Source organism: Enterococcus raffinosus (assembly GCF_018917525.1).
In the GTDB taxonomy this organism is placed as follows: Bacteria; Bacillota; Bacilli; order Lactobacillales; family Enterococcaceae; genus Enterococcus_A; species Enterococcus_A raffinosus_A.
The window spans coordinates 84,639-106,350 of record NZ_JAHLOS010000012.1; the positions used below are offsets into that span (position 1 = coordinate 84,639).

At 40.8% G+C, this 21,712-nt stretch carries 18 protein-coding genes and 1 pseudogene; all 19 read right to left on the reverse strand.

Translation table 11 applies throughout. The features are described from left to right. Positions 1-29: 29 nt before the first annotated feature. The gene (gene nifJ / locus KQI58_RS09970; RefSeq protein ID WP_216408765.1) at positions 30-3,563 is read right to left on the reverse strand and encodes a pyruvate:ferredoxin (flavodoxin) oxidoreductase; all 3,534 of its coding nucleotides are present in this window, start codon (positions 3,561-3,563) and stop codon (positions 30-32) included. A gap of 11 nt (positions 3,564-3,574) precedes the next feature. After that, positions 3,575-4,984 (reverse strand): NADPH-dependent glutamate synthase, encoded by a 1,410-nt coding sequence (gene gltA / locus KQI58_RS09975; protein WP_216408767.1) that lies wholly within the window; start codon positions 4,982-4,984, stop codon positions 3,575-3,577. After that, positions 4,977-5,813, reverse strand: a complete 837-nt coding sequence (locus tag KQI58_RS09980) for a sulfide/dihydroorotate dehydrogenase-like FAD/NAD-binding protein (RefSeq protein WP_253295877.1) — start codon at positions 5,811-5,813, stop codon at positions 4,977-4,979. The genes gltA and KQI58_RS09980 overlap by 8 nt, the downstream gene beginning before the upstream one ends. A 30-nt stretch (positions 5,814-5,843) precedes the next feature. Then, positions 5,844-6,293: a flavodoxin gene (locus tag KQI58_RS09985; protein WP_216408770.1), complete on the reverse strand. Its 450-nt coding sequence runs from the start codon at positions 6,291-6,293 to the stop codon at positions 5,844-5,846. A gap of 376 nt (positions 6,294-6,669) precedes the next feature. Then, positions 6,670-7,698 carry a DNA polymerase III subunit delta gene (gene holA / locus KQI58_RS09990; RefSeq protein WP_216408772.1) on the reverse strand — a complete coding sequence of 343 codons (1,029 nt, stop codon included), beginning with the start codon at positions 7,696-7,698 and terminating at the stop codon, positions 6,670-6,672. A gap of 82 nt (positions 7,699-7,780) precedes the next feature. Continuing rightward, positions 7,781-9,958 carry a DNA internalization-related competence protein ComEC/Rec2 gene (locus KQI58_RS09995; protein ID WP_216408775.1) on the reverse strand — a complete coding sequence of 726 codons (2,178 nt, stop codon included), beginning with the start codon at positions 9,956-9,958 and terminating at the stop codon, positions 7,781-7,783. Positions 9,959-10,005: 47 nt separating this feature from the next. After that, entirely contained in the window at positions 10,006-10,497 is a 492-nt protein-coding gene (locus KQI58_RS10000; RefSeq protein WP_216408776.1) for a ComE operon protein 2, read from the reverse strand. Between the two features lie 27 nt (positions 10,498-10,524). Next, positions 10,525-11,130: a helix-hairpin-helix domain-containing protein gene (locus KQI58_RS10005; protein WP_216408778.1), complete on the reverse strand. Its 606-nt coding sequence runs from the start codon at positions 11,128-11,130 to the stop codon at positions 10,525-10,527. A 149-nt stretch (positions 11,131-11,279) separates the two neighbouring features. After that, positions 11,280-12,332 carry a SepM family pheromone-processing serine protease gene (locus KQI58_RS10010; RefSeq protein WP_437177516.1) on the reverse strand — a complete coding sequence of 351 codons (1,053 nt, stop codon included), beginning with the start codon at positions 12,330-12,332 and terminating at the stop codon, positions 11,280-11,282. Beyond that, positions 12,313-12,807, reverse strand: a complete 495-nt coding sequence (coaD, locus tag KQI58_RS10015) for a pantetheine-phosphate adenylyltransferase (protein WP_216408781.1) — start codon at positions 12,805-12,807, stop codon at positions 12,313-12,315. The genes KQI58_RS10010 and coaD overlap by 20 nt, the downstream gene beginning before the upstream one ends. 1 nt (position 12,808) lies before the next feature. Beyond that, complete coding sequence (gene rsmD / locus KQI58_RS10020) at positions 12,809-13,372, reverse strand: 16S rRNA (guanine(966)-N(2))-methyltransferase RsmD (RefSeq protein ID WP_301282195.1); 564 nt, start codon at positions 13,370-13,372, stop codon at positions 12,809-12,811. A 133-nt stretch (positions 13,373-13,505) separates the two neighbouring features. Beyond that, positions 13,506-13,853, reverse strand: coding sequence for a YlbG family protein (locus tag KQI58_RS10025; RefSeq protein ID WP_216408807.1), 348 nt, complete (start codon positions 13,851-13,853; stop codon positions 13,506-13,508). Then, a complete protein-coding gene (locus tag KQI58_RS10030; protein ID WP_216408783.1) occupies positions 13,840-14,265 on the reverse strand; it encodes a YlbF family regulator in 426 nt (141 codons plus the stop codon). Before KQI58_RS10030 ends, KQI58_RS10025 begins: the two co-directional genes overlap by 14 nt. 1 nt (position 14,266) lies before the next feature. Further along, positions 14,267-15,373, reverse strand: coding sequence for a CAP-associated domain-containing protein (locus tag KQI58_RS10035; RefSeq protein ID WP_216408785.1), 1,107 nt, complete (start codon positions 15,371-15,373; stop codon positions 14,267-14,269). A 26-nt stretch (positions 15,374-15,399) separates the two neighbouring features. Continuing rightward, the gene (locus KQI58_RS10040) at positions 15,400-18,822 is read right to left on the reverse strand and encodes a pyruvate carboxylase (RefSeq protein WP_216408788.1); all 3,423 of its coding nucleotides are present in this window, start codon (positions 18,820-18,822) and stop codon (positions 15,400-15,402) included. Between the two features lie 5 nt (positions 18,823-18,827). Next, positions 18,828-20,018, reverse strand: a complete 1,191-nt coding sequence (locus KQI58_RS10045) for an FtsW/RodA/SpoVE family cell cycle protein (protein ID WP_216408790.1) — start codon at positions 20,016-20,018, stop codon at positions 18,828-18,830. Positions 20,019-20,021: 3 nt separating this feature from the next. Next, complete coding sequence (locus KQI58_RS10050) at positions 20,022-20,324, reverse strand: YlaN family protein (protein ID WP_216408792.1); 303 nt, start codon at positions 20,322-20,324, stop codon at positions 20,022-20,024. Between the two features lie 410 nt (positions 20,325-20,734). After that, positions 20,735-21,412, reverse strand: a complete 678-nt coding sequence (locus tag KQI58_RS10055) for a DUF2922 family protein (RefSeq protein ID WP_216408793.1) — start codon at positions 21,410-21,412, stop codon at positions 20,735-20,737. 54 nt (positions 21,413-21,466) lie between these two features. Continuing rightward, positions 21,467-21,712: pseudogene (locus KQI58_RS10060) on the reverse strand (hypothetical protein); the annotation flags it as partial.

The window sequence follows — 21,712 nt, forward strand, 5'->3', positions numbered from 1 at the left end:
GCCGATACACTCTGCATCGACGCTATGCTTTATTTATTCATTAGTTCTTCGTAACTTTTCGCGCGTTCTTCCATATCTTCAACTGTTTGATTCAGCATTTCTTCTACTAGCGCATCATCTTTCTTGATGTTATGCAAAGCAGAGAATCGAGTTTGACCTTCTAAGAAGTCATTCATCTTGCTGAAGTCTGTTTTCTTGAAGTCGATACGCATTGGGTCTTTACCCTTTTGTGCACGAACAGGATCATAGCGATAAAGCGGCCAATAACCTGATTCTACAGCTTTCGTAGATTCTTCGATAGATTTGCTCATACCACCGCGGATACCATGATTGATACAAGGTGTATAGCCGATCACCAATGAAGGTCCAGGATAAGCCTCCGCTTCTTGAATCGCTTTTAAAGCCTGTGTTGGGTTGGCCTCGATTGCAACCTGTGCGACATAAACATCGCGATAAGTCATGGCAATCATACCGAGATCTTTTTTCTTCGTCTTCTTACCGCCGGCAGCGAATTTCGCAATAGCTGCTGATGGTGTTGCTTTCGACATTTGACCACCGGTATTGGCATAAACTTCATTATCCATTACCAAAATGTTCACATCTTCGCCAGAAGCAAGAACATGGTCGATTCCGCTAAAGCCGATATCGTATGCCCAACCATCTCCGCCAATAATCCATTGGCTAGGTTTAGCAAACATTTCGCTATCAGCTAGAATAGATTGCAATTCTGGATCTGTTTCTTCGCTCAATACCGCGCTCAATTTAGCAGCACGTTGCTGACTGCCTTCACCTTCTAACATATGGTCCAACCAATCCTGCATCTGTGCTTTTGTATCTTCAGAACCGAGACCTTTTGCTAAAGCTGAAGAAATTTTATTCGCTACTCGATTGCGTTTTGTTTCATTCGCCATATGCATTCCTAAGCCATATTCAGCATTGTCCTCAAATAGCGAGTTACTCCAAGCTGGGCCACGTCCGTCTTGATTGACTGTATACGGTGTCGCTGGTGCTGAACCGCCCCAGATAGAAGAACAGCCAGTCGTGTTAGCGACCATCATCCGATCCCCAAATAACTGTGTCAAAAGCTTCACGTATGGTGTTTCCCCACAACCGGCACAAGCTCCTGAGAACTCTAACAACGGTTGCTCAAATTGAGAGCCTTTAACGGAGAATTTCTTCGCTGGATTTTCTTTTTGACGCAATGTCATGGCAAATGCCCAATTCATCGCTTGTTCTTTTTGTTCCTCATATGATCTCATCACCAGAGCTTTTTCTTTAGCTGGACAAGCTTCTACACATAGTCCACAGCCAGTACAATCCTCTAAAGAAACTTGGATACGATATTTTAAGCCGTCTTTTCCACGCATGTCGCGAGTCACAAAGCCTTCAGGAGCTGCTGCCATTTCTTCATCATCAGCAAGGAATGGTCGAATCGCTGCATGTGGACAGATAAAGGCACATTCATTACACATTGTACAGGCTTCAGGAATCCACTCAGGAACTTCTAGCGCAATTCCGCGTTTCTCATAAGCCGCTGTACCAGAAGGCATTACGCCGCCTAGCATGCCGTTTTCGATCAAGTCATTGACAGAAAGCTGATTTCCTTCCTGACGATTCACTGGTTCAAGAATATTGCGAATGTAGTCTGGTTTGGTGTCATCGCCGCCGCTAAACAGCGCCTTACCTTCAACTTCAGCCCACTCAGCTGGAATCTCAATTTTCTTCAATTCAGCGACAGTCGCATCAATCGCCTGCCAATTACGTTCAACGATTGTTCTAGATTTCTTACCGTAGGCAGCATCTACTTCTGCCTTAAGCAGTGGTAGATAAGTCTCGTGATCCATGATATCCGTCAGCTCAAAGAAAGCTGTTGACATCACTTGATTGATCCGTCCACCTAAGCCAGTTTTTTGAGCGATGTCCATCGCATTGATAATATAGAAATTAATATTGTGGTCAGCTAAATAGCGTTTGAGACGGTTTGGCAATAATTGCTTGACCTTCTCTTCATCCCAAACTGTATTCAATAAGAAAGTACCGCCATCTTTTAAGCCCTTTAATAAATCATATTGATGGATATAAGCGCTATTGTGACAACCGACAAAGTCAGCCGCTTCTACATTGTAAGTAGAAAGAATTGGTTCTTTCCCGAAACGTAAATGAGAATTCGTCAATCCACCTGACTTCTTCGAATCGTAAGAGAAATATGCTTGTGCATAATAATCGGTATTGTTCCCGATAATCTTGATCGCTTGCTTATTCGCTCCAACAGTACCATCTGATCCAAGTCCCCAGAATTTCGCTTGGAAGGTTGATTTTGGTGTCAAATCTAGCACTTCGCTCATTGGCAAGGATAGATTTGTCACATCATCAATGATTCCGATCGTAAACCGTTGTTTCAGCTCAGCAGCTGGGAATAACAAATGATTGAAAACAGCGACGATTTGATCTGGTGTCACATCTTTCGAAGCAATTCCGTAACGGCCGCCGATAACGATTGGTCGATTGGTATGACGATAAAGCACACTCTGAACATCCAGCAATAAAGGTTCGCCGTCTGATCCAGGTTCCTTCGTCCGGTCTAGAACCGCTACTTTTTCAACCGTTTCTGGTAATTTCGCCAACAAGTTTTCTGCTGGGAATGGACGATACAAATGAATATCTAGGAAGCCAACTTTACGACCGTTTGCATTCAGATAGTCGACCGTTTGCTGGATTGTTGGAGAAGCTGACCCCATCGCGATGATCACTTCTGTTGCTTCAGGATCACCATAGTAATTCGTCAAATCATAGTTCGTACCACGCAGATTGTTGATCTTGTTCATATACTTCTGCACAATCGCAGGCATTTCATCGTAATAGCGATTGACTGTTTCTCTTTGTTGGAAATGAATATCGGGATTTTGTGCTGTACCAGATACATTTGGACGATTAGGGTTCATTCCTAATCTTCTAAAGTCAGCTAAAGCTTCCCAGTTCATCATTGCCTTTAAATCATCGTAGTCAATGACTTCGATTTTTTGCAGCTCATGACTTGTTCTAAAGCCATCAAAAAAGTTCATGAACGGCAGCTTGCCTTCGATACTTGCTAAGTGTGCCACTGCGGACAAGTCCATTACTTCTTGGACGCCACCTTCTGCTAGCATACAAAAACCTGTTTGGCGAGCAGCCATTACATCACTGTGATCACCGAAGATACTTAATGCGTTGGTGGATACTGCACGTGCCGCTACGTGGAAAACGGTCGGTAATAACTCACCAGCGATTTTAAACATGTTTGGAATCATCAACAGCAAACCTTGTGAAGCTGTATAAGTCGTGGTTAGGACTCCTGTTTTCAGGGAACCATGGACCGTTCCAGCAGCACCGGCTTCTGATTGCATCTCTACTACCTTAACTGTCTCGTTGAAAATATTCTTGCGACCCTGTTCTGCCCACTCATCAACGACTTCCGCCATCGTTGAACTAGGAGTGATCGGATAGATTCCTGCAACTTCAGTAAATGCGTAGGATATATGCGCCGCTGCTGTATTTCCATCCATTGTTTTCATAGTTTTCATCATTTGCACCTCGCTTAAACCAATTGCTCCTGCTTTGTCTTTTGAATGTATTGATCAATTTCATTTGCTGCGATTTTTCCAGCACCCATTGCTAAAATAACAGTGGCTGCACCTGTCACGATATCTCCTCCAGCGAAAACACTTGGGATCGAAGTTGCACAGGTTTCTTCATCAGCATCGATGTATCCCCATTTATTCAATGCGAGCTCAGGGAACGTATCTAATAAAACTTTATTAGCCCCTTGTCCGATTGCTTCGATAGCAGTATCTGCTTCAATAATGAACTCACTGCCTGGAATAACGATTGGTCGACGGCGGCCAGATTCATCTGGTTCGCCTAACTCCATTTGAACACATTTGACGGCCTTTAATCGTCCGTTGCCATCGTCTATGTATTCGATAGGATTGCTTAACCAATGGTATTCAATTCCTTCTTCAACTGAATGGTGATACTCTTCCTCACGAGCTGGTAATTCTTCTAACGAGCGTCGATAAACAATTGATACTTTTTCTGCTCCTAAACGTTTTGCTGATCGCGCAGCGTCCATTGCAACATTTCCGCCACCGATAACAACGACATTTTTTGATTTTTGAACGGGGGTATCGTACTCAGGGAATTGATAGCCGTGCATCAAATTTACTCGAGTTAAGTATTCACTAGATGAGTAGACTCCGTTTAATGACGTCCCTTTGATACCTTGGAATCTTGGAGCACCCGCTCCAACAGAAAGATAGCAGGCGTCAAACTCATCAATGATCTCGTCCATAGTAATCGTTTTTCCTACGACGACATTTGTTTCGATTTTTACCCCTTGTGCGACGATCCGCTCGATTTCTTGCTTAACAATTCGTTTTGGCAGACGGAATTCTGGAATTCCGTAAGTCAAAACACCACCTGGTGCATGTAATGCTTCATAGACAGTCACATCGTAGCCTAATTTCGCTAAATCACCTGCCGTGGTAAGGCCAGAAGGCCCTGAACCAATTACTGCTACGCGGCCCTTGTCGCCACTGACTTCTTTGTATTCAAAAGGTTGCTCCAACGCCCAGTCTGCAACTAATCGTTCTAACTTTCCGATGGCTACTGGCTCAAACTTCTTGGAACGCCCTAATCGGCAAACCATTTCACATTGTTTCTCCTGTGGACAAACACGTCCGCAGATTGCAGGTAAATTTGTATACCGACCTAAAATTTCATAGGCTAACGGCATATCCCCTTCTTCGATCGCCTTGATAAAGCCAGGAATATCGATCATTACAGGACATTCTGTAATACAAGGGGCATTTTTACATTGCAAACAACGACTTGCTTCTAGTCGGCCCTCTTCCAAGGTGTAGCCCAATGCCACTTCATCAAAGTTTTGATTGCGGATCTCAGGGGCTTGCTCCTTCATTGGCGTTTTTGTATAACTGCGTTTAGCCATTTGAACTCACCTGCTTTTCATATCTTTCGTTAGCCAGTAATTCCTCTGGACGATATTGCTGCATTCGATTGACAAACTCATCCCAATCGACTTCTTCGCCTAAAAATTCCGGCCCGTCAACACAAGCGAATTTAATCGAATCGCCTACGGTTACACGACAACCGCCGCACATACCAGTCCCATCGATCATAATTGGATTTAATGAAACGTAAATCGGTACATCATATTTCTGCGCAGTAAGTGTGCAAAATTTCATCATAATACTTGGACCAATCGCCCAGGCCATCGAAATTTTTTCACGTTTGAAAACTTCTTCCATGGCATCCGTAACGAGTCCTTTTTCCCCAAGTGACCCATCATCCGTCATCAGAATCAGCTCATCGGAATACTTTCCGCAATCTTCTTGAAGTATCAATAAATCCTTGTTTTTCGCTCCAAGAACAGTAATTACACGATTTCCGGCTTCCTTTAATCCTTTTACGATCGGGAACAATGCCGCTATCCCAACACCGCCTCCTACCAAGAGAACGGTACCATAATTCTCAATATCTGTTGCTTTTCCTAACGGACCTACAATATCCGTTAAAGCTTCACCAGCCATAACAGTCGCGAGCTGGGCTGTCGATTTGCCGATCACTTGAAAGATTAAGCGTACCCAACCCGCTTCTTTGTCCGTATCAACGACAGTCAGCGGAATACGCTCACCATTTTCGTCGATTCGCAAGATCACAAACTGCCCTGGTTGCGCTTTACTGGCAATTCGTGGTGCATCAACTAAAATTTCAAATTCCGTTGGTGCCAGTTCCTTGCGTTCTAATACTTTAAACAAATCCTCACTCCGTTCTTTCAATGTGATTCCTTACTCCGCTGCTTCGATCAGCGTTTTTACAAAAGCTTTCAATACTTCTTCGTCATCATCGTCCGCTTCATTTTCGATTTTCAATGTTTCTGCTGCTTTTTTCGCCCCAGTTTTAGCAAAGGCTTCATCGAATGCAATCGCCGCATGACAGAAATAATCCGGATATAATTCACTGTCTCCGCTTCCTACAACACCATAAACTTTTCCTGATAGATCTTCATCTGGCAGTTCTTCGTGGAAATCTTCCAAATCAAACGGTATCTCGCCATCTCCATCAGTATAGGTAGCTAGGACACAGATATCCGCATCTTCATAAAAATCTGCTTCCGCATCATCAGCGTCAACGCGTTCAACGTCGATACCGTTTGCTTCGAAAGCATCCTCCAGAATTTCAGAGATTCCTTCTGTGTTTCCTGTGTTAGTTGCATAAACGATCTTTGCTAGTGTCATTTTGTTCATCCTTCCTTCTTATCTGATTTTGGATAAATAAAGCCAATAAGATTTGGCTATTATTCCTTAAATAATGAAAGCCCTTTTTTGCATTTTGGAAAGAAACCTCAAAATAAATATTAGAAGTTTGCCACTTTTATCATAACTCAAAACCGTGAATTAATGAACATCTCATTGGGATTTTTATTCGCTATTTTTTTAATAAAACATGTTTTTCGATGGATTTTTGAGTTCTAACAACTCTAATTGAGAAAGCTTTTCATTTAGCGGTATATTTTTATTCTTGGCTGCTAAAAATACGAAAAAACCAGCCTGTCAAAAATGACCTGCTGGTTTAATAAATTGGATAATTATAGAGTCCAATTGAGAAAAAATTCTAATTTTTAATGCGCTCTGTTGATTTTAAAATAAACAGCTGAAAACTCAATTCTTTCTCAGCTTGTCCAGTTTTCACTTCATAATCATTTTGCACCAACTCATCATACATGGGTACGAGTAAATCCAATGGAAATTTCGCTACCTGTTGCATCGCCAGCTTCACGCGATAAGGATGCACACCTAATGTCTCAGCGATATTGGCCTGCTGATAACCGATTTTTTGCAAAATCTTTGTTTGTAATAGCAGTCGGATCTGGCCAATCAAGATGGCGGTCAGCTTAATGGTCTCCTCCCCTTGAAGATGAAGTTCTTCGTAGGTTTGATAGGCTTTTGCTGTATCTCCTTTTAAAATCTGTTCAGTCAATTCAAAAATATTATGTTCCAATGTTTTAGGTACCAAATCTTGAACCAATTGCAGGGTGATGGTTCCGCCTTCGCCTGCCAGCAATAACAGCTTTTCAATTTCGTTCATTGCCTTGGAAAGATCAAAATCAGTCAGCCGCAAGAATAGATCAAAAGCTTCCTTTGAAATCTTCACCTGTTCATTACTAATATAACGCTGTAAAAAATTGCGCAAATCCCGCTCCTGTAGCGGTGCTGCATCAATCACAGTGGTCTTTTTCAAGGCCTTCGTGATTTTTTTACGGGCATCCAGCTTAGGATAGGTTGCCCAAAAAACAACGATCGAAGTATCCAGTGGTTGTTTTAAATAATCTACTAAACTATCAGTATCTTGCTCGGGAACATTGCTTTTCTTTTCCCCAGTTAAAAAATAAGGCTTCTCAACAAAAATCAACCGATAATCACCGAAAAACGGTAATGTTTCAGCCTCGTCAATTACTGCTCCTAAACCATTTTCTTCCATATCAAAAGACATGAAGTTCAATTCCTCTAAATCATCCTTCTTCATTCGATCTAAAAACGCCTGACGAATTTCCTGAATCAAATAATCTTCCGTGCCGGTTACAAGATAGACTGGTTTCAATGGCGCATTTCTGATTTGCTGAAGGGCTTCTTGTGTATTCATGTCATTACTCCTAATTCAAACTGTTGTTCTTCATATGATCTTTATCGACAAACGAAAGACCTGACTATTTATGCTACCACGATTATTCCAGAAAATCTATTAGGAGTTTGATTTCTCCTCGTTTTGTAATGGCGGACCATTGATAATAAATCATCCCTTGTTGATCTGTTCGAAAAATGCGGATCTTCTGCTTATTTAATTTTGTTAAGGTCTCTTGAGTCGGATGACCATATCGGTTCTTTTTACCAGCGGAAATGACCGCGTATTTCGGCCGGATTTTTTCTAACAGCTCTTCTCCAGTTGACGTATTGCTGCCATGGTGTCCGACCTTTAAAAAATCTACTTTCAGCTGCGGATAATGTCGAATCAGTGCTTCTTCTCCCGTTGTTTCTAAATCACCAGTCAATAAGAAACGTTGATGGTTTAATGTAAAATAAGTGACCAGTGAATCGTCGTTATCTCCTTGGCTCTTTTCAGGCGAAAGTATCTGCAACTTAAGTTTATTACCGACTGTGTCTCCCTTTTTCACTAAATGGATCTTAGTGCCTTTGATCGATTGAATCAGCTTCTTCAGCTCTATCTGAGACCCTTTTGCTAGATAGAGATTTTTTACCTTAACGTTCTCTAGCACGTTCACCATTTCTCCCATGTGATCGGCGTCATTATGAGTAATTAGTAAATGATCAATCTTTGTACAACCTAATGACTTCAAAAATGGTAATAGATTATAGTCCGAAAGGTGTTTTGATTGACGTGTTTGCCATTTCTTTTGCTTGAATTTTAAACGTCCACCAGTATCAATCAAAAAGGTCTCCTGCTTGAAGGGTAGCTTGATAAAGATACTGTCGCCTTGACCCACATCTACAAAGGCCACCATACCTTTTGTTGAAAAAGTGACAGAAGCTATTAGCAAGAAGGCAAGCCCCAATAACCAATATGTTTTTCGCTGATATTTCAAACGATCAATTAATAAAAGGACAGTCAGAATGAGAAATAAAAGGATCGTAAACGTTGGACGACCTATCGTTAGATTTGGAAAAGCCGCTAACGCTAATACTTTTTCAAGCAATCGAAAGAACTGCTCTAGTAAAAAACTTAAAAATTGCGGGATCGGCAAAAAACAGCCCAAAAAGAGAACGATACACCCTGGTAAGATCAACCATTCGAAAAGAGGAAACAGTAGGATCGTAAATAACCCGCCGATAATTGTCCATTCACTAAAGCTATAGATCATAATCGGCAAGGCAAAAGCAGAAAATAAAACTAGCTGTTGCCAAGTTTTTAAACGCAAATCGTTAAGATAGGACAGTATCAACGCAAAATATAAGCTTAGCTGCGCACCAACTGACCAAAATACTAGTGGAAAACAAAGGATTAGTAAAAATAGCATAATACTCCACTGATCAAGTTTTGAAAGCTGGATATCAAGGGTCAAGCATGCAAATGCAATAAGAAAACTCACAACTGCCCGGATTGTACTAAAACCGCCACCAGTCAAAAAGATCAATAGAAGTCCAACTGCACTCAACAAAAGAAGTCGCGTCTCTCTGACCAGCCCAGCTCTCTTCAGAAGCAAATGAACCCCGCCTAAGTAAAACTGGATATGCAACCCTGATAGTGTAAACAAATGTAAGAGCCCTGTTGTCTTGTAGGCAGAAGTATAATCAGCAAATTGAGCATCTTTATAGCCAATTACTAACGCTTTGATATAACTAGCTAACCGACTAGAATAACGCTGGTCAATCCTCCAGATTAATTGGTGCCGCACAGTGCTGATTGAAAATTGCTGTATATTGAAAGGCTTTATTGACTCTGCTTGCAAAGTCTGAGTAAACCCAAGACTTTGATAGTATTTTTTTGCATCAAATCCATTTAGATTTCTGGCATTGTCAAAATCTTCAGTATCTCCATTGACTATAGCCATATTAGGTAACGCTTTTCCTTGCCAAATCGCCTTCTCTGCTGGAGACTTCAAGGTATGATAAACTAAATATTTTTTCCCTTGTATTTTTCCTGTCAACTTTAGCGAGTTCCCATCAACCTTTATCGAGTCCGTTTGAATTTTCAAATAGCCATTTGTTATCTTCTGAGGCTCATTCTCAAGTTTGTTTACATAATAATACGTTCGTAAACTAAGAAAAAAACTGCACAAAAAGACCATCAGCCAAAGCCGACGATTTTTCATGCAGATCATTCGAATAATTAAACTACTCAATAGCAACAGCAGCAATAAATGAAACTGATAAAACAAACTCGCCACTAAAATAGCGCTCAGAATCGGTAAGATTAAATAATTGCGAAAGGATTCTATCCTTCTGGCAATGTGGCAGCATCTTCTCCTAATTGCAATTTTGTAAAGTATTTGCTTTCCAAGTGGACCTGATGTGCACTGGCACCTACTTGATTAATTAGCTCAATTGCGTATGGATCATTGCGATAATCCTTCAAGTAATGAATCTTTTTGATTCCAGCCTGCAGCAACGCTTTAGTACACGCTAAACATGGAAAATGTGTCACGTACACCTCGGCTTGATCCGTCGCGATTCCCAATTTAGCGCATTGCAGCAACGCATTCATTTCCGCATGGATCGTTCGTAAACAATGTCCGTCAACGACATAGCAGCCTTCATCCATACAATGGACATCCCCGCTGACTGAACCATTATACCCTCCTGCAATGATTCGCTTGTCGCGCACAATCGTCGCACCAACCTCCAAACGAGTACATGTACTTCTTAATGATAGTAAAACGGCCTGCGCCATAAAATATTGATCCCAAGGTATTCTTTCTGTCGTCAAATTAGTCGTCCTCTCTTTCGATCTTTCTTATATTGTAATCGAGTCCTTCAAATTTTCAAGCGTCTTTTCACCAATTCCGGATACTTTGGTCAAATCTTCTATCGCATGAAAACTGCCATTTTCCTCACGATATTTAATGATGTCCGCAGCACGCTTTTCACCGATTCCTGATAACTGCTGTAATTCAGCTGCGTCAGCTGTATTGATATTGATTTTTGCTGTTTCTGAGTTTGAGCCTGTTCCACCTCCAGTTGGGCTGACCTCGTTGATTACGGGGACTTCTTCTCCGATTTTTGGTACATAAATAATCTCCTGATCTGCTAATAATTTTGAAAAATTCATTTGATTTTGATCCGCATCCGCTGTAAAACCACCCGCCAGATCAATTGCATCCATTAAGCGCATACCTTGTGTGATACGATACATGCCAGTCTTTTTGACTGCACCTTTAACATCGACGTACCACTCCTGACTGCTAGACTCAGCTGTTTCCTTTACACTGCTTTCTGTTGAAAAGAGTGCTGGATCAACGGTTTCCTGTTCCGGTTCTCTAGTTAAAAAGAAAAAAACAGCAATCACTAAAACCACGGGAACGGTAATCAGATATGGGTACTTTTTCAGATAGTCTTTCATAACACCCTCCTTAAAATTAACATACGCAAATAAGTTAGAATGCTTCTCAGAAAGCCTGATTTTTACAAAAAAAAAGGAGCTGACCAAAAGCCTAAAAGACTTTTGGGTCAGCTCCTTTTCACGAATAAACGGCGACTCATTTATAATATTTATTTCATTTTTTCTAAATAGTCTAACGCATCCTGTACCGTTTTAACGGGTACAATCTTCATATCGGTCTTTAATTCTTTGGCGGCCGCTTTGGCTTCTTCATAGTTTGACTTGATGCCAGGCTGCGCTTTTTTCATCTCTTTGGTGATCTCATCATCAGGTGCAAAGAATATTTTATTGTCGCTGGCAGCGGCACTAGCAACTTTTTTATCGATACCACCGATTCGACCAACTTCTCCCTCTGAATTGATCGTTCCTGTTCCAGCGATTTTTTTACCCTGACGTAAATCCTTGTCAACTAGTTGTTCATAGATTTCCAATGTAAACATTAAACCAGCTGAAGGACCCCCGATATCTCCGGCATCAACTTTCACTTTCTCCTGTGAATCGATCTCTGTGTGGTCAGTCAATGTGATGCCAATTCCCGGCTTTTTATCGGTGGGAAGCTTAATCAATTTCTCTGTAGCTTCCTTTGTTTCCCCATCATGTGTGTAGGTTACCTTCATTTTCTGACCAACTTTTTGCGATTTTACATATTTCATAAAATCTTCGCTGCTGGTAAAAGTTTTCCCATCGGCCTTCGTGACCGTGTCCCCCACACTGATCTTTCCAAAAAAGTTTGAATTCTTTTCAACACCCAGCACATAGACCCCTTTATACTTCATCTCGTAAGGTTTATTTGCCAATTTTAATGCCTGCTCAATCGCAAAATTCTGAGATGTCTCCATATTGAATTTTTGAATCTGCATGTATTCATCATCGCTGGCACCGCCAGTCAGTTCATCCGCAGAAATAATTTCATGGAATGGTTCGATCTTTGATTTGATCGCAGTAAAAACGGTGGCTCGCCGAATTCCGACAGAAGTTAAACTGAAGGAACCTTTATCTTCATCTTTTTTATCATTAACAGTAATCAATTCTTTCAGGTCGATTGTCTCTCCAGGCTCTTCGATGTAGTACGGAATCGGCACGACCACACAGGCAACTACTACTAAGGCTAAGAAAATAAGGGCTAATCGTTTGACAAGTTTATTATTTTTCACTATTCTCACGCTTCTCTTCCAACGCCTGATAAACTGCCTCAGGCAAATATTCTTTGACATCCCCATTAAATGTCCATACTTCTTTTAAAATTGACGAACTAATATGACTATATTTTGGCTCCGCCAGTAAAAAGACTGTTTCTAGTTCTTGATCAAGATGTCGATTCATTAATGCGATCTCTTTTTCATACTCATAATCTTTTATACTGCGGATTCCTCGCAATAGAAATTTTGCCCCAAGCTTTTCGGCTACAGACACGGTTAATTCGTTCTCTTGAGTGATCACACGCACATTCGGGATATGTTTGACAGATTCCTTTACGATAGCAAGTTTTTCTTCCGAAGTAAAGTAACTCTTTTTACTTGTATTTACGAAAACGCCGATGATCAACTCATCAAACAATTTCGCTCCCCGTTCTATCGTATCCATATGCCCCATTGTTAATGGATCAAAACTGCCGGGAAAAAGCGCGATTCGTTTCATCTTAATCCTCCCAATCATAGATAGTTACAGCAGTGATGCCGTAATCATGACGCTTACGTTCTTTTAACTGACCAATTGTCTCTGGCAGCACCACAGCCTTATCGGTCTCACAAACAACCGTCGCCTGATTCGTTAATAACTCATGTTCAAGCAGCATTTCAATTTGCTTTACAATTTCCTGCTTCGCGTAGGGCGGGTCTAAAAGCACTAGATCAAATTTCTGATCACCTTCTGCCAATTGTTTAATGGCTTGATTTGCCGGCATCTTCATTAACTGAAAGGACGCTTCATTTTTAGTCATCGCAACATTTTCACGAACAATTTCCATTGCTCGATAGTTTTTCTCGACTAGAACCGCTTGATCCATTCCGCGGGAAACTGCCTCTATTCCAAGCGAACCGCTGCCAGAAAACAAGTCCAATGCAGTCCCCCCGTCAAAGTAAGGTCCAATCATGTTAAACATCGCGCCCTTCACTTTATCTGTCGTGGGTCGTGTATTGTTCCCCGTTAATGTTTTTAACTTCCGACCGCCAAATTCACCTGCAACTACACGCATGATCCCCATGCCTCTCTTTCCTACTAAATCTCTCTACTAATTAAAGCTAGTAAATAAAGCTTGAAAAAACTCGAACGAATATTCTTATTATCAAAGAAAAAGATGAAAAATGTTTGAAAAAATCAGACATTTTTCACCTTACTTAGACTGTTTCTGCTAATCGAATCTTCGTATTGGCTTCTACTACATCCAACTCATCATCATCTTTCACTTGATAAGCAGCCTTCGTTCCAATCCGATCCGCAAAATTCATTTCAATATCTGGACGATAGGACCGTTCCACTTGGCGCACAAAATGTAACGCCTGAAGCTTTTCTTCCACTTCTTCAACTGTCTCTTCATTCACATACAATACCACATATTTCATTTTTCTTGAGACAAAATGAACCAAGCCATATCGTTTCAAGGTTTTTAATTGCTTCAAGGAATATACCCAAACGATTATCCCTCGTCTTTTTTGCATTATAAATTCAGTATTATCCATGACAATTCCCCTTACAACTATGATTCCCTGTTTCAAAAAAAGGATTTCCAGCATCAACCTTGATCTCCACTGAAATCGTCTGTGCGATACGTTGACCAACTTCATCTAATAACTGTTGGAGATCCGTTTCTGCTAAACGAAAGGCTGCTACTTTCTCATTAAGATCGAGGGCACGTTTACTCAATCGAACCTTTCGCTGCTGTTGGCGGTAATCAGGTGCATACTCACCATAACTCGCGATTTGTTCGAATTTATCTTTGTCTCTTAGAAAAGCCTTTTTAAGCTTTGCAACTTCTGGACTAGTGTTCATCTCTGTTCTTGTCAGCAGATAGTTTTTATAGCTTTGACTCGCTAGTATTTCCTGAATCAGTACTTGATTCTGGTCCTCTAGCTGAAAGAAAGCGTCATTAATAATCAACTTATTCACTATCCTTTGTTTTTTCTGGTTCCTGTAACAAGACTAGCACACTTTCTTGATTAATTGCAACGCCAAGATCCGCCTCAGATACACTAAATACTTCATTCAAATGCTCTTGACTAATCCAATTAAATAGGTTGAATAAAGGATCAACCATTGGTGAATAAAACAAGCCGCTTTGGTAGTCGATTTTGTCATGTTTAGCTAAATCCTTAAACTCAGCTGCAGATAACTCAAAAGACAAATTGCTCAAGTGCGCCCCTTGATCGGTCTGCCACTCTTCTAGACGCTCATTAGACAGCACTCTTTTAGGTGTTGTTAAGAAACTTTTTAAAAGCTTCTTACTATCGTCCATTGATTTATCCGGCACCATTAATTTAGGCAATTTATTTAAACTACGGTACTGATTAATCGCATCAATCGTCCGTGATTGCTTTTGTGTATTCAACACATTCCAATCAAGATTACTCTCTTGTACACGGTTCGCTAAAGGATTTCCGCTATTAATCTGGTAGGGCATCAAACGCAATAAATTTTCCAAGTCTAAATAAACGACACCTATCAGCTTTTCTTTATCACTATTGAAAAAAAGCATCGCAAACGTATTATTTTCAAAAGCGATCAATGGACGGAAGCGCATATCATTCTCACTCAATTCGATCGCCACAGGCTCTTCGTCATAGGTCAAAGCAAAATCTGCTGATAAGTTGATTTGATCAGACAGCTGACTGCTGGTCATGCCAAACTTAAATGGTTTAACATCTGCTTTTTTTGCCATTACTTTGATTGTACTGACTTTTCCAGCTTCTACATTCACTTCCAAAATACCACGCTCAAGCTCATAATCCCTAGTTTGAAAGAAAAATCCACTATCTTCTATCTTTGTCGGATGACCAAACTTTTGTTCAAAAGCCTCGATAGATTGAGAAATGTATTGTGCGTAGCCTTCTGTCTTGATTGTTTGATGCTTCAACGCTTTATGACGCACCACTTGATTTTTTTGTTCAACTGGTACTTGCTTTTGCGTAGGCGGAAAGAGGACTGGCTGCAAATAGTAACCAATCAAAACCAAACATAAAATACTAAGAAAACCAATCACTCTTTTCACACAACAACGCTCCTACTTAATACTGCTTATTTTTCTTTTACTTCAATTAATAAATCACCGGAAGAAATGCTTTCGCCCTCTTCAACGTATAAATGTGATACTTCGCCTGCAAAACGTGCATCAATAGATGTCTCCATCTTCATCGCTTCGGTAATCAGCAATGGTTGACCCTTCTCAACATGATCGCCTTTTTTCACTAAGACCTTCAAGACCGATCCAGTCATTGTCGCCCCGATTTGCTCACGATTAGTTGGCTCAACTTTACGTTTCGTTTGGACGGCACTCTTGATTGACGCATCCTTAACGAGAATTTCACGACGTTGACCGTTTAAGTTGAAGAAGAGTGTCCGATTTCCTTCTACATCTGCTTCCCCGATTTCATCTAAACGAATAATCAAGGTTTTCCCTTTTTCAATTTGAACGTTGATTGTCTCACCAAGGCGCATGCCAGTAAAGAAGGTTGGTGTATCTAACAATGTAACATCTGCAAATTGACCATAAGATTTTTGATAATCTAGGAAGACTTGCGGATACATCAAATAGCTTAATACATCTGTCTTACTTGGCTCAAAGCCGATTAACTCTTGTAATTCTTGCTTCACTTTTTCAAAATTGACTGCCTCAGCAAATTTACCTGGACGTTCTTGCATTGCTGGACGTCCTTGTAAAATGATGCGCTGCAGTTTTTCAGGGAAGCCGCCAACAGGTTGACCAAGTTCTCCTTGGAAAAAGCTGACAACTGACTCTGGATAACTTAACTCATCTCCATGATCATAGATATCTTCTTCTGTCAGTTCGTTTTGCACCATAAACAATGCCATGTCACCAACCACTTTAGAAGATGGCGTTACTTTTACAATATCACCAAACATCAAATTTACAGTTTGGTACATTTCTTTAATTTCATCCCATTTATCGCCTAAACCGACAGCTTTAGCTTGCTGTTGCAGATTTGAGTATTGTCCGCCAGGCATTTCATGATTATAGACTTCTGTTTGAGCAGCCATAATGCCATTTTCAAAGCTTGCATAGTATGGACGAACGTCTTCCCAATAGTGATTGATTTGACGAACGTTCTTCAAATTCAACTCAGGCGTACGATCTCCGTACTGTAGAGCAAAATACAAACTGCTCATACTTGGTTGACTGGTTGCTCCGCTCATCGCGCTGGTTGCAACGTCAACAACATCCACTCCTGCTTTAACAGCCGCAGAAAGTGTGATAAGTCCGTTTCCGGAAGTATCATGTGTATGCAGATGAATCGGTAAATCAGTTGTTTCTTTCAACTCACTGATCAAACGGAAGGCAGCCTGCGGTTTCAATAGACCAGCCATATCCTTGATTGCAATCATATGAGCACCGATTGATTCCAATTCCTTCGCCATGCCTTTATAGTAGTCAACGTTGTACTTCGTACGGTTAGGATCTAGGATATCCCCCGTATAGCAAATCGCTGCTTCAGCAATTTTGCCCGCATCACGAACATATTGAATGCTTTTTTCCATTTGCGGAACCCAGTTTAAGCTATCAAAGATACGGAAAACATCTATGCCGTTATGAGCAGCTTCTTTGATAAATTCTTCTAATACATTGTCGGGATAATTAGAATAGCCGACTGCATTTGAGCCACGGAATAGCATTTGCAGCAATGTATTCGGCATTGCTTTACGTAATAATTTCAGACGCTTCCAAGGATCCTCCGTTAAGAAACGATAAGCAACATCAAAAGTAGCCCCGCCCCACATCTCGCTTGAGAACAATTCAGGAATACCTTCTCCAGTCGCTTGGGCTACATTTAGAAGGTCGTGTGTACGAACTCGCGTAGCCAGTAAGCTTTGATGCGCGTCACGGAAAGTTGTATCGGTCAATAAGACAGAATCCTGTTCTTTAACCCATTTAGCAACTGCTTCTGGGCCCGATTGATCCAAGATATTTTTCGCAGTAATAATTTCTCTTTTCTCGATTTTTGGTGCCCGAGGCGTTTCGAAATAACGTTTTTCTTGTTTTTCAATTCCCGGGAAGCCGTTAACTGTGATTTCAGAAATATAACGCATCGTTTTATTCCCACGGTCACGAACGCGTGGAAACTCAAACAACTCAGGTGTATTGTCAATAAATGTCGTTTTCGCATCGCCACTTTGGAAAACGGGATGACTAATCACATTGTGCATGAAAGGAATATTTGTCTTCACTCCGCGAACTCGGAACTCAATTAAACAACGCTGCATTTTTTCGATTGCTTGATCAAAGTTCAAGGCATGGGTACAGACTTTTACTAATAAAGAATCAAAGTATGGCGTTACTGTTGCTCCAGCATAGGCATTTCCCACGTCTAAACGCACTCCAAAACCACCTGGTGAACGGTACGTATCAATCTTACCGGTGTCAGGCATAAAACCATTCAACGGATCTTCAGTCGTCACACGACATTGGATCGCGGCACCAGACATTTGCACATCTTCTTGCTTAGGCAGTCCGATTTCCTTATGCAAATCTTTGCCTTGAGCGATCATTAATTGAGAAGTAACGATATCCACACCGGTGATTAATTCAGTAATCGTATGCTCTACTTGGACCCGTGGATTTACTTCAATAAAATAGAAGTTATCGCCTTCGACTAAGAACTCAACGGTTCCGGCGTTAACATAACCTACGTGTTTCATTAATTGAACAGCGGCTTGGCAGATTTTTTCCCGTTGCTCGCTATTCAAGGAAATACATGGCGCCACTTCGACAACCTTTTGATGACGGCGTTGCACGGAACAATCCCGCTCAAATAAATGCAAAACATTTCCATGAGTATCCCCTAAAATTTGAACCTCAATATGTTTAGGATTGGCAACATATTTTTCAACGTAGATTTCATCATTCCCGAAAGCCGCTTTCGCTTCACTTTTAGCACGATCATAGCCTTCACGAGCCTCTTTTTCATCATGAGCCACGCGCATCCCGCGACCACCGCCGCCTAGCGCTGCTTTGATCATGATCGGGTAACCATGTGATTCAGCAAATTCCAAGACGCCTTCAATCGTGTCCACCGGACCATCAGAACCAGGAATTGACGGAATTCCAGCCTCTAACGCAGCCGTTTTTGCTTTGATCTTATCGCCGAAAATATCTAAATGATGCAACTCAGGCCCCACAAAAATAAGACCCTCCTCGCGACAACGCTTCGCGAATTCCAAGTTTTCTGAAAGGAAGCCATAGCCTGGGTGAATGGCATCCACCTTTGCTTCTTTCGCTACTCGGATAATATCCTCAATATCTAGATAGGCATCAATCGGTTTTTTCCCTTTACCGACTAAATATGCCTCATCTGATTTAAAGCGATGGACCGAATATTGATCCTCCTCTGCGAAGATCGCCACCGTTTTAATGTTTAATTCGCTACACGCGCGAAAAACCCGCGTTGCAATTTCTCCTCTATTTGCTACCAATACCTTTTTCATGCACTTCACTCCTGACTTTTTAAGTATTCATACTCGATCGCAAGCTTCGTTCGTTTTTCATCCGCACTGATATTTAATGCAAATGCCACGCCGACTGACAATACGAGTAAGCTATTTCCTCCTTGACTCAAAAACGGGAACGTGATCCCAGTCAAAGGAATAATTCCCAAAATACCACCAAGATTAATAAAAACTTGTAATAACAACAAACTTCCAATTCCAATACAAATCAAAGAATTGAAAGGCTTCTTCGAACGAATTCCAACCAAGTAAATTCGTGCGATCATAAAAATCAAAATTGCTAATATAACAAAAGCGCCGATCAAACCAACTTCTTCTATTACAATAGAAAAGATAAAGTCAGTATGAGCTTCACTTAAAAAACCTTTTTTCTCAATACTATTCCCAAGACCGCGGCCAAACCAGCCACCATTAAACATCGCATAATAGCCGTTGACCATTTGATGACCGGTATCCAATTCGAATTTGAATGGATTTTTAAAGCTTTCAAAACGACTAGCAATATATTTCAGCTTTCCAGGAAGAACCTTATCACCAAAATGAGTCAAAAATTCGATGACTAGAAAACTTCCAGTAATCCCAACACCACCGATAATCAAGCTGTAAACCCAGTTTACTCCACTAGCCAACAGCAAAATCAACGCCAGTAAAGTGATGATTGCCGCATTCCCCATGTCGGGTTGAATAGCTACTAAAAAGATCATAGCAAAAACTAAGATCAATGGACGTTTCATATCACTGACAAAATTGTCTTGGATCGTTTCCTGACGTTTCGATAAAATATATGAAAGGTACCAGATAACCATGATCTTCAAGTATTCAGCCGGCTGCATAGTGAAGCCTCCGATATCGATCCAACCTTTAGCACCATTTCGTTCATCACCAAAAAAAAGAACGACAATCAATAATATAAAGATCAGATACGTAACAAAAATGATCAGCTGCTGACTTTTCAGCACGTCTGTCTTCATCTTGTACATCAAACTAATCGCAACTAAACTTAAAACCCAAAAGATTCCCTGGTTCATTACCAAGCTTGTTGGATTCGCATTATTCGTAATCAATAAATAGGAAGTTGAACTATAGACAAAAATCAAGCCAATCACAGTTAAAATCAAATAAGGAATTAAAATACTATAATCTAAAAAATGACGTTTCTTTATCTTCGTAGGCAAGAGTTAAGCCTCCCAGCCGGCATCCGTCATATCTTGACGAGTCTCGTACAATTCCGTATATAAACGATTCAGCTCTGCTTCCAATTCGCTAAGCATCTTCTGTCCTTCTCCGCGCTTCAATATACCAACCTTTTCAGCAAAGAAGACCTGACGGGAGAAGCCATACATCTGTGTATCGACAACTTCCTCGAAGGCTTTACATTGAGAGATACAAAGGCTATTTGTTTGATTGCGAATCAACAGTTTGATTCGGTCAGCATCCTCTTGTAATACTTTAATGGCAAAATCAGAAGAAATATTTTCCATTTTGCTTCCCTCCTATCTTGATTCAACATTATAACATAGAAAAATTTTAAAAAGGAAAAAAATAAGCGAGACTAAGCTTTTTCTAAACTCTTTGTTCGGGTTTTGAGTTTTACACAGCTACTCTAATATTACATAGAGATTACAAACCAAAAACTTAAGCAAAAAACGCGAAAAATCAATTCTTTTTTGTTTCTCCCTCGTGAAACAAACGGACAATATGAAACATAACAGTTTTTTATCATTTTATTCTATCATAATCCCTCAATCAATTCTTGCAAAAGTTTGTATTTTCACGACAAATAGCCCGCTGGATAGCAGGCTAAAAAATTCTGTTTACTTAAGGAAATGATGTAAATTATCGTCCACCTCATACCAACGTTGGATTTTTATGATGAACTGGACACAATTAGTTATTCACGCTTGCGAATTCGCTCGAGTAACCGTTTTCGTTTTTTCTTAGGTTTTGCTGGTGGCGATTCCTTGTTCACTGCGGTAACGATCGCCTCCTGAGGCGCCTCTTCCTTGCGCTCTCCTGTAACAATCAGCTTCGCTGGGACGGATTCGTCGTCTGCTTTGATATCCATTGGTTCAATTCCCGCTGGAAAACACGCATTGATCAACACAAAAGCTTGACTTTCATTCAGATCCCACGAATGGTAGCCGCTTGGTAGCTCAATTGTTTGGACCAAGCAGTTCGGCTGTGGCCATTCTTCGGTAATGGTTAAATCCTCCGGAATACGGATGGTTTCTTGTACTATTTTCTTGCTGTCAGGTGCCTGCACCTGTTGTATTGGTTCTTCTACTGCTTGGACAGCTGCCATTGGTTCAGTCTGAGGCTGAGCGGCGCTTTCCGCCACCTGTTTATCATCAAAAATCATTCTTTCCGTTCGTTTGATGACTTTGGCACGGCGCACTTCCTGAAATAATTCAACACCATTTTTTTCGAATAGTTTTAGTTTCGTTAATTTTGTTAGTGACGCTTTAATCTCTTCTGCTGATTTGGTGAAATCAAAATTCTTTATACGCAACCGATGGGACTTGCCATCGCTTTTACCAAACTCTGCAGCTAATGTATAGGTTGTTTGCATTGTTCCATTCCTTCCTAGTTTCTTTTACTTGTATAGTTTCTCCGCAGGTCTTCGTCATGAACCGACCAATCCTGCCAACGGTTCTTTGATAAATTGAGTAAATAACGTTTTCAGCTTTTCTGCAACATAAGTTTTCGCTGGAAACAATTTAATTTCTAATAAACGCCATTCCTTCTTTTCGAAATATTCTGTAAAGAAGACATAATAACGGCGCAGTGCGCTATTCGATCGTGTGCGCATAAAAATGTGACGCACAAGATCGGCCAATACAAATGAGAAATCCGCTTCTGTCAATTCTTC

Bases quoted from the DNA above. Each gene is read 5' to 3' on its own strand.
- KQI58_RS10005 (WP_216408778.1), bottom strand. From the start codon at position 11,130: ATGAAAGACTATCTGAAAAAGTACCCATATCTGATTACCGTTCCCGTG.
- nifJ (WP_216408765.1), bottom strand. From the start codon at position 3,563: ATGATGAAAACTATGAAAACAATGGATGGAAATACAGCAGCGGCGCAT.
- KQI58_RS10055 (WP_216408793.1), bottom strand. From the start codon at position 21,412: ATGCAAACAACCTATACATTAGCTGCAGAGTTTGGTAAAAGCGATGGC.
- holA (WP_216408772.1), bottom strand. From the start codon at position 7,698: ATGAATACACAAGAAGCCCTTCAGCAAATCAGAAATGCGCCATTGAAA.
- KQI58_RS10040 (WP_216408788.1), bottom strand. From the start codon at position 18,822: ATGAAAAAGGTATTGGTAGCAAATAGAGGAGAAATTGCAACGCGGGTT.
- rsmD (WP_301282195.1), bottom strand. From the start codon at position 13,372: ATGGGGATCATGCGTGTAGTTGCAGGTGAATTTGGCGGTCGGAAGTTA.
- KQI58_RS09985 (WP_216408770.1), bottom strand. From the start codon at position 6,293: ATGACACTAGCAAAGATCGTTTATGCAACTAACACAGGAAACACAGAA.
- coaD (WP_216408781.1), bottom strand. From the start codon at position 12,807: ATGAAACGAATCGCGCTTTTTCCCGGCAGTTTTGATCCATTAACAATG.
- gltA (WP_216408767.1), bottom strand. From the start codon at position 4,984: ATGGCTAAACGCAGTTATACAAAAACGCCAATGAAGGAGCAAGCCCCT.
- KQI58_RS10050 (WP_216408792.1), bottom strand. From the start codon at position 20,324: ATGGAAAATATTTCTTCTGATTTTGCCATTAAAGTATTACAAGAGGAT.